Annotated in this window: 13 protein-coding genes and 1 pseudogene; 5 read left to right on the forward strand and 9 right to left on the reverse strand. The window is 55.3% G+C overall.

Features of this window, described 5'->3' with window-relative positions; genetic code table 11:
* The 3 genes from A3722_RS23050 to A3722_RS02700 form a co-directional block, all read right to left on the reverse strand.
* Positions 1-267, reverse strand: a 267-nt coding sequence (locus tag A3722_RS23050) for a helix-turn-helix domain-containing protein (protein WP_150120412.1), incomplete at its 3' end; no start/stop codon positions are given.
* Positions 268-476: 209 nt separating this feature from the next.
* The gene (locus A3722_RS02695; RefSeq protein ID WP_236627333.1) at positions 477-692 is read right to left on the reverse strand and encodes a WGR domain-containing protein; all 216 of its coding nucleotides are present in this window, start codon (positions 690-692) and stop codon (positions 477-479) included.
* The gene (locus tag A3722_RS02700; RefSeq protein WP_082849331.1) at positions 692-1,321 is read right to left on the reverse strand and encodes a tyrosine-type recombinase/integrase; all 630 of its coding nucleotides are present in this window, start codon (positions 1,319-1,321) and stop codon (positions 692-694) included. The genes A3722_RS02695 and A3722_RS02700 overlap by 1 nt, the downstream gene beginning before the upstream one ends.
* Before the next feature lie 265 nt (positions 1,322-1,586).
* On the opposite strand from A3722_RS02700, the gene A3722_RS02705 reads away from it, so the two are divergent.
* Both A3722_RS02705 and A3722_RS02710 read left to right on the forward strand, forming a co-directional pair.
* The gene (locus A3722_RS02705) at positions 1,587-1,838 is read left to right on the forward strand and encodes a type II toxin-antitoxin system Phd/YefM family antitoxin (protein ID WP_036743750.1); all 252 of its coding nucleotides are present in this window, start codon (positions 1,587-1,589) and stop codon (positions 1,836-1,838) included.
* Positions 1,835-2,101: a Txe/YoeB family addiction module toxin gene (locus A3722_RS02710; protein WP_067626705.1), complete on the forward strand. Its 267-nt coding sequence runs from the start codon at positions 1,835-1,837 to the stop codon at positions 2,099-2,101. The genes A3722_RS02705 and A3722_RS02710 overlap by 4 nt, the downstream gene beginning before the upstream one ends.
* Before the next feature lie 195 nt (positions 2,102-2,296).
* On the opposite strand, the gene A3722_RS02715 is transcribed toward A3722_RS02710, so the two are convergent.
* A complete protein-coding gene (locus tag A3722_RS02715) occupies positions 2,297-2,815 on the reverse strand; it encodes a hypothetical protein (RefSeq protein WP_067626707.1) in 519 nt (172 codons plus the stop codon).
* Positions 2,816-3,359: 544 nt separating this feature from the next.
* On the opposite strand from A3722_RS02715, the gene A3722_RS02725 reads away from it, so the two are divergent.
* Complete coding sequence (locus A3722_RS02725; RefSeq protein ID WP_067915903.1) at positions 3,360-4,070, forward strand: IS6 family transposase; 711 nt, start codon at positions 3,360-3,362, stop codon at positions 4,068-4,070.
* 31 nt (positions 4,071-4,101) lie between these two features.
* On the opposite strand, the gene A3722_RS02730 is transcribed toward A3722_RS02725, so the two are convergent.
* The 3 genes from A3722_RS02730 to A3722_RS02735 form a co-directional block, all read right to left on the reverse strand.
* Positions 4,102-4,563 (reverse strand): IS110 family transposase, encoded by a 462-nt coding sequence (locus tag A3722_RS02730; RefSeq protein ID WP_067627337.1) that lies wholly within the window; start codon positions 4,561-4,563, stop codon positions 4,102-4,104.
* 167 nt (positions 4,564-4,730) lie between these two features.
* Complete coding sequence (locus A3722_RS23055; protein WP_114865794.1) at positions 4,731-4,883, reverse strand: helix-turn-helix domain-containing protein; 153 nt, start codon at positions 4,881-4,883, stop codon at positions 4,731-4,733.
* Positions 4,884-5,043: 160 nt separating this feature from the next.
* Entirely contained in the window at positions 5,044-5,943 is a 900-nt protein-coding gene (locus A3722_RS02735; RefSeq protein ID WP_236627334.1) for a replication initiator protein A, read from the reverse strand.
* 328 nt (positions 5,944-6,271) lie between these two features.
* Here A3722_RS02735 and A3722_RS02740 point away from each other — a divergent pair, with 328 nt between their 5' ends.
* Both A3722_RS02740 and A3722_RS02745 read left to right on the forward strand, forming a co-directional pair.
* Positions 6,272-6,529 (forward strand): type II toxin-antitoxin system ParD family antitoxin, encoded by a 258-nt coding sequence (locus tag A3722_RS02740; protein WP_009824549.1) that lies wholly within the window; start codon positions 6,272-6,274, stop codon positions 6,527-6,529.
* Entirely contained in the window at positions 6,519-6,812 is a 294-nt protein-coding gene (locus A3722_RS02745) for a type II toxin-antitoxin system RelE/ParE family toxin (RefSeq protein WP_067627336.1), read from the forward strand. Before A3722_RS02740 ends, A3722_RS02745 begins: the two co-directional genes overlap by 11 nt.
* Positions 6,813-6,835: 23 nt before the next feature.
* Here the strand turns inward: A3722_RS02745 and A3722_RS02750 are convergent, their stop codons facing one another.
* On the reverse strand, positions 6,836-7,384 hold the full coding sequence (locus A3722_RS02750; protein ID WP_067627334.1) for a hypothetical protein: 549 nt from the start codon (positions 7,382-7,384) through the stop codon (positions 6,836-6,838).
* A gap of 329 nt (positions 7,385-7,713) precedes the next feature.
* Positions 7,714-7,914 (reverse strand): annotated as a pseudogene (locus tag A3722_RS02755) (IS110 family transposase); the annotation flags it as partial.

Raw genomic sequence — 7,914 nt, forward strand, 5'->3', positions numbered from 1 at the left:
CAGCTTCACCAGATCAGCATGCATTTGCTTCACTGTCCGCCGCTCTTTGCGTGACTTCCGCGTCTGGATTAAAAGCCAGGCTGACAGCCGATCCGAATAGGGATCCAGCTTGCTTGGACGCTTGGGCGTCTTGAACTGCGGTTCCACCGCACCTTCACGCAGATACTTCTTTATCGTGTTCCGAGACAAACCCGTCCGCCGGGCAATCTCCCTGATTGGCATCTTGTCACGCAATGCCCAGCGTCGAATGACACTCAAAAATCCCATGTCGATCACTCCAAATCCCCCCAACCAAAACCGTCGGGGAAGTGTGTTCACATGGGTCAATTCTCAGTGACAATTTATGGGGCTACCGGGTCAGTTCTCAGTGACAATCAACAATAATTACTAAACTTTTCATCTAATCGAGAAGCTTGTGCGAGTCCGTCACGCTATCACCTGAACATCGCCAGTTGCTGGGGCTCCACCCAGTAGCCTCACTGACGCTTGGAGGCTTCCAGTGTGACCAGAGCCGCGACGGCCTGGTTCTCGCCCTCGAACCAATCCATCCGAACCTGACCGCCCTGCCCTATGCGGCCCCATTCGCGGTACAGCGTCCATTCGCCGAACAGGTTCGGCATGACCGCCATCCGGTAGAACCGGGCCATTTTTTGCGCAGGCTGGCGTTTCTCAAGATAGGTCTGCATGGCCATCACAGGTGATACTTGCGCGCGATTTCCAAGGCTTCGGCCTGTTCGGTACCGATGTATTCTTTGGTACTTTCGATACTGGCATGGCCGAGCAGCAGCTGGGCTGCGCGCAGGTTGCCGGTCTGCTGGTAGATATGGGTCGGGAAGGTCCGGCGCAGCGAATGCAGGCCGTAGAGGCTGGGATCGAGGCGGGCCTTTACCAGCCAGGAGCGGAACAACCGCCAGAGCTGACTTTCACTGAGATGGGACTGGGACCACCGTGCCCCCTGCCCCGTGAACAGCCAGCCGTGCAACGGCTTTTCTGAAGCTGCGAGATAGGTGCGCAGACTGTCGCGCGTGCCCGAGGACAGCCGCGCCTGGACCGGGCGTGCATTGCGGGCTTCGGTCTTCTTCTGCCGGATTTCCACGATCTCGCGCACCCCGGCAGGCGTGGCCACATCCGCCACCCGCAACCGCACCAGATCCGATCCTCGGAAACTGGTATCGAGGGCGGTGTTGAACAGTGCCAGATCACGCAAGGCTTTTTCTTGGTGCAGGATCATACGGATCAGCGAGACCTGGTCGGGCGTCAGCGGTGGTTTTTTACCCACGACGCGTCCTTTGTTCCAGGTGGTCTGGGCGGCAGCTTTCACAGGCAAATCCTTGCGAGGTTATACGAGGATAATACCTACAAACCTTGCATGACGGAAGTGGCATGTTGCCGGATGCTGCACTTTACCTATGTTTTGTTGGGTTTTTAGCTATGCACCTCATGCAAGCTTTTATCGTAAAGCTCGCATGAAGTTTAAAGCTCCTTTCTCTCTCGTAATTTCTCTATGAGATTGACTGCCGCTTTCGTACCACCCCTTTACTTGTACTTAATATTGTACATATAGAGGGGGGCAAAGGAGAGTCGACATGGATGTTATGACCTACTCAGACGCACGAGCTCAACTGAAGGGCGTCATGGATCGAGCGATCCACGACAAGCAGGAAGTTGTCGTGACGCGCAAGAAGGGCGAGTCCGTTGTGGTCGTGTCCTTGGACACTTGGAACGCCGTCAATGAGACGTTGCACCTCTTGTCCACACCGAAAAACGCATCCCGCTTGCGCGCGTCGATCGCGCAACTCGATGCTGGGACTGGCGAAGAGCGTGAGCTGACCGAGTGAAGCTGGTTTTTTCCGATCAGGCCTGGGAAGATTATCAGTACTGGGTCAGCACCAACGACAAGGTACGCGACCGGATCAACGAGCTGATCAAGCAGTGCAAGCGGACCCCCTTCAAAGGAACCGGCAAGCCGGAGCCTTTGAAGGGCGATTTGTCCGGCTGGTGGTCACGGCGGATTTCTCAGGAAGATCGAATGGTCTACCGGGTCAGTGGAACTGGCGACGGCCAAAGCCTAGAGATTGCACAGCTGCGGTTTCATTACTGAGTAAAATCGCTATGCAGGCTTCTAAAATACAGCTTGCATCAATGTGTTGAAGTGGACCTTGGAGAGCCGGTCCCAAAAGGTCGACAGTTTCAACCTTCCGCACTTCTGCTTGATCAATCCAATCTGACACGAACATCCTAACCGGTTACCCATGGCCGCCGCCGGTTCCACATCGCAGCTTCACCGAAGCGGCCATTAGTTGGGATGGCCGAAGAGTGGTGCCGCCTGTTCAATGCGATATCGCTTCCTGAATTCGTGGAGTACCATTTCGAGCGTCGCCTCAAAAATGCTCTGGTCAAACATCATCGTCTTCTTTGCTTCGTGAAGATACCGCCAGTCGATAAATGCATCTTTGTGCTGTGTGAGAATGTCACGAATACCGTAGTCGAGGAAAAAGACGCTGAGGTGATGTGGGATCACTGATCGCTTGAACTCCTCATCAAGCCTCTGCTGGCTTTGGGGCAACAAGGCATCAAACAGCTTTGTTAGGTTATGCGACTTGAGTGCATTCGGATCGTCATGATCGAAAACAAACCATGCCTTGAGTGCCAGTTCCATTGAAAGCGCCAGCAGCATTGGCTCCACGCCGACATGTTCGCGGTCGGCCCAGTTTTCAATCTCCTCAAACTGTTGGTCTGGAAAGCTCTTCGTCTTTTGCAAAATCGCCTTTGCGGCATCGCCGATTCGAATTGCGGTCGATAAACGAGCGCTCATATTTACTCCTCTTGCTTGCCTGTACCGAGATTGGAAACCAAGCGGTTCTCATGCAAGGGGGCAATCTGCAAAGTCCAACGAACGGCCCAGAGCTGCAATTTGGGCGAGACGCAGCGGATAACGGGCCGCAGAACAAAGCCGACAGCCGCCCCCCATGAAGAACAAAATCTCATTTCAGTCGTCGACGCCCGTTCAAGCAAACCCATAGTTGGAAGCGAGACAACCATTTGAGTTTCCAACTATTTTCCGCAAACCATAGGTTAATCTCTTGAAAAGCCGAGTAAAGGAAAACGCATGTCTGAAGTGATGAAAGCCCTGAGAGGCAGCGCCGATGCGTTGGAAAAAGATCTCGCCCGGGTTTACGATCATTGGCAGGAGGTCAAGCGTAGCAAAGGCCAGCGGGCGGGTCTCGGGTATGAACCCCGGGACATCAACGCATTGGGGGCTGTCTCGATGATTTCCAGCCGGGTCCTGAATGCCTCCGCTGGGTTCGAGGGGCATTGCCAAGTTGTTGTGTCGTGGAGCCCCTGCTACAGGATCTCTGATGAAAATGCCGTCATCCATGCCGCGCCTGAAGGGCTTTCGCTTTCCCCGGGAGATCATTGCCTATGCCGTCTGGGCCTGGCACCGTTTTGCTTTGAGCACGGCGGACGTCGAGGACCTTTTGGCCGAGCGCGGCGTGATCGTGAGCCGCGAGAGCATCAGGCTTTGGGTCAACCGCTTTGGCGGGCATTTCTCGACCCGCATCCTACGAGACCGGCCAGCGCCTTCAGACAACTGGCATCTGGACGAGGTGGTTATCCCGATCCGTGGCAAGAAGCACTGGCTGTGGCGGGCCGTGGATGCCAATGGCGACACGCTCGACATCCTCGTGCAAACCCGCAGAAATGCCAGGGCGGCAAAGCGCTTTCTGGCAAGGCTCATCGCGCAGTTCGGCCAGCCCCGTGTGGTGATCACCGACAAACTGCGCAGCTATTTTGCGCCGATCCGGAAGCTCGCTCCCGACGCCGATCATCGGGTACACAAGGGCTTGAACAACCGGATCGAGGGCTCACATAGACCAACGCGACGGCGAGAGAAAATCATGGGGCGCTTCAAGTCCCAACGACAGGCGCAGAGATTCCTCGCGGCCCATGATCAGATAAACACCCTCTTCCGTCCCCGTCGCTATCGTCTCACCGCATCTTCATACCGCCACGCACGGGCTGACGCCTTCAGCCTGTGGAACGACTATGCGCTCCAGATGACTGCATAAGCGCTCACGCCACGCCCCCTTGCGCCCACGATCACCCAACTTGGCAATGCCGTCTACAGGCATCGTCATGACGTGCGAGTGTGAGGACCCGACGCTCGAGGGCAGAAAGTTCACTACGCAGTACTGCTCGGGCCCTCAGGATCGCTGCAGATGCAGCCTCCAAAGCAGAGTTTCCTGCTACCAGATCGCGGATCCGCGCTTCGTAGCGGATTTTGCTGACAGGACCGAGCTTCAGCCCGAAGTTGCGCAACACTCCCCGGAGCGATTGCTCGATATCCAGCAACGCTTTCTGAACCGCCTTGCGAGCGCTGAGAAGAGCGCGCATCTCTTGCGCCGAAACCGATTTGCAATGGACCGGCCTGAACCAGCCCATGCGCAGCAGCCGCGCGATACCCTCGGCATCGCGTCGGTCGGTCTTGACGGGCATAGCCTTTAAGACCGCCTTTACCTGGCGCGTTTCCATCAGAATGAGCTCGAAGCCTGCCTCTTGCAAGCCACGATGGAGCCATTATGACAGTGGTACGGCCTCGAGGCCGATCGCTTCTATGGGCCATGGCAGATCACTTAAGAACGAGATGTAAGCTTCAGGTTCGCTTACGATCTGCGCTTGCTTCAGGATCTGGGGTCTATCCCAACAAAGGTACGAAATGCGACATAGGATTATCCCTGATTTCTGACGCGCATGATTGTTTGCCTGCTGGTTTCAAAATGGCGTGCAATGGCTGAGATCGTCTCGCCGTTTTTGATCTTGTCTCTCACTTCAGCCTGCTGATCCGCCGATAATGCTGATCGCCTCCCATTCGCCCATGTCATGGGCACATATCAACATGCTCGGCGAGTACGACTTCTCCGAGGAAAAGCTCCGCGATACCCTTGGCATCCTGCCCCCGAAAAAGGCAGCATAAACAGAGCAGCAAAACGGGCGGGGCGAAAACACGAAAAACGCCATCAGACTAACATCATGGCGTGAACGCTATGTCGCATTACGTACCTTTGTTGGGAGGAACCCAATTTTGCGGCCTTTTTCATCTGCCCAATCAGGTATTCTGATTGAAGGGGATAGGGCGGTGGGGTGTGCTTTGCGGGGTCTGACGATGACCAAATCGTCCGATGTTAGTTCAAAGCTGTAGAAGGGTGTCACGTCCGCTTTGATGATTTCTCGAAGGTTGAGGCGGAAGCGCTTTAGGGGAGCGTTGCTGCCCGTTCTGTCTTGCAGGTTGGCAAGGCCAATCTGCCACTTGCTTTTGTTCCCACAAAACTTCCGCGCGATCTCGTAGAGCCGTCGTTCGAGTGGTCGGCGTAGCCGGAAGTAGTCGCGGCTTATTGAGACAACTTCATTGGCTTCGATTGCCCGCATGAGCCACCGCGAAATTTTGATCTCGCAATAGTCGTTGCGGGTGAAAGCCTCGTTTTTGACCATGCCGCCTTCGTCAATCATCGAGAAGGTGCGGCGCTCGGTTTCTTTGCCTGTCCTGACGTTAGTGACAAATTGCGTGCCTTGTAGTCGGTCTATGGCGTTTTCGATCCGTTTATAGTGATCTCCGCCGATAGGACGGTTTATGGCAATGCACATTTCGCGCATGGAAAACCGAACCGTGTCCCCGATCTCCTGCCCCTTATTTTTTCGGGCCATGAGCTGGCTTATGACAAATATCAGAATGTCTTTGTCGAAGATGGTGGGCAGGCCTAGCGGGGATGGGCGTATTTTGAGGACGTTGTCTCCCTGCCTGTATTCGAGATGCCGCATATCTGGCTTTGTTGCGAGCGAGAACAACGGGTGTTCCATCGACGCCAGATCATCTTTTGGCACCGCATCTGCGATGTCGAGCACGAAGAGATCAAGGTTAGGGTGGCGTTCGGGTAAAAGACTCATGTTGCTATCATGGCCGAAGTTTGGCCGATCAGGAACCTAAAATTTGGCCGATCAGGAACCTTGACCCAATCCATCAATATGTGGGCAAAGTTTGGCCTATCGGGAACCCGATTTGCCTGTTGAAGCTTGTGGCCCTTTCGGAACCAAAGTTTGGCCCTTTCGGAACCCAGAGGCGGTTTAAGCTCATTCATACCAACGCGTTATCGAATCCGTAACACTACTCCGTAGGTAACATTGTAAACACTAAGAAGATTTGAGTGAAACGACAGGATTGCACTGTAATACTTATTGGTACATACTGGTTCTGCTTAGAAAAAGGATTGTCAATATGCCCCGAAACACATCCGTAACCCTTGGAACTCACTTTTCAGATTTCATAGGTGAGCAAGTGCAAGCTGGCCGTTATGGGTCCGCCAGTGATGTTGTGCGGGCGGGGTTGAGGCTTCTCGAAGAACACGAAACCAAAGTCCGCGCTTTGCAGGATGCGCTGATTGCTGGGGAACAGTCAGGGACACCGCGCTCTTTCGACAGTGAGGCCTTCTTGAGCCGTATGCACGCGAAGCACGCTGCCAAACATGCAGGGTAAATCCTGCGCGCTTTCGCCAATGGCTGAAATCGACCTTGAAGAAATCTGGTTTTACACGTTTCAAAATTGGTCACTTGCGCAGGCTGACAGCTACCACCGTGATTTGATTGCGACGTTCGAGGGGTTGGTATCTGGCACCAAAAGGGGCCGGGAAGTCGATGTGCGCCCCGACTATCTGAAATGCCCGGTCGGATCACATATGATTTATTTCCGCAACAGTGGCGACCAGATCGAGGTGATCCGTGTGCTGCACCAGCGGCAGGACGCAACTCTCAATCTCTGATAGCCACGCTGGCCGACTGATTTTCACTGATCCGGTCTATTGATCCAGATGGCGCAATAGCTGGACCCGTTGTCCTGTTCGACCACCTGTCCACCTGCGGTGCCACAATAGACGCTTGGAAACTGTCCGAACTCTCGGGCATCGCCGCGCCCGGCAATCCATGCCATCGCCAGCGCCCCGATAACGGCCCCTGTGGCAAGCATGGAAGCCAACCACACCCAGAACCCGCCAAACCAGCGCCATGCCTCTCTGCGGGCCTCTCCGGCGGCCTGTGAGAGCTTTGCGCGCTCGTTGTCGAGGTCGTGCCGGATTCCGGCCATGGCGCTCTCAGCGGCCCTTGTCGCGGCTTGTGTGGCGCTGCGGGCCATCTGGTCGCGGTCCGCTTCCAGAGCCTCCTGAATGTCCCCCGGCGCATCCTCCGCCGCCTTCGCCATTTTCAGGACTGCTGCCGTCACGATCTGGTTCAGCTTTTTCGCCTCGTCCTTGTCGAGGCTGGTGCGTTGGAGCTGGTCCATGTCTTTGCGGATCAAGGTCAGCTCATCGGCGAGTATCTGGAACGGATCCTTGCTCATGTCTGATCCGCCTTCGCCGCGACCTGATCGAGATCTTCCAGCAGCCCAACTAGGGCCTTCTGTGGTTGCCGCCCGTAGTGCAAGAATTTTTTGACCCTATTGGCGAGTGATCGAGTGCGGTCTTCTGTAAGGCCTCGAGATGCGGCACTTCCAAAAGCCGCGGGCCGGGATGGTGATCAGCGGATCAGGTCCAAATCTGTTGAGCGAGCTCTGAGCTCGTAGGCCCTAACTGGTTTTCCCAATCCAGATCTATTCGATCGTTTTGCCCATTCAGGTCGTCGTCTTCTTACACTCCCCTTGGCACCGTCGCTAGCAGTTCAACAAGAGCATCATGCCGCGACTGCCAGCGCCGGATCCTTGTAATCTTCGTTCTTTGTCAGCATCGCCCAGATTTGCCGGGCCATCTTATTGGCCAGCGCGATAGCGACCAGCATCTTGGGCTTGCGCGCCAACAATCGTGATAGCCAGCTGCCCTCCGTAATTGTGCGCCGTCCGAGCCAGCCCAGCCGCGACATTGCCCCAATGATCAA

This window comes from Sulfitobacter sp. HI0027 (assembly GCF_001634775.1).
Classification (GTDB): Bacteria; Pseudomonadota; Alphaproteobacteria; order Rhodobacterales; family Rhodobacteraceae; genus Sulfitobacter.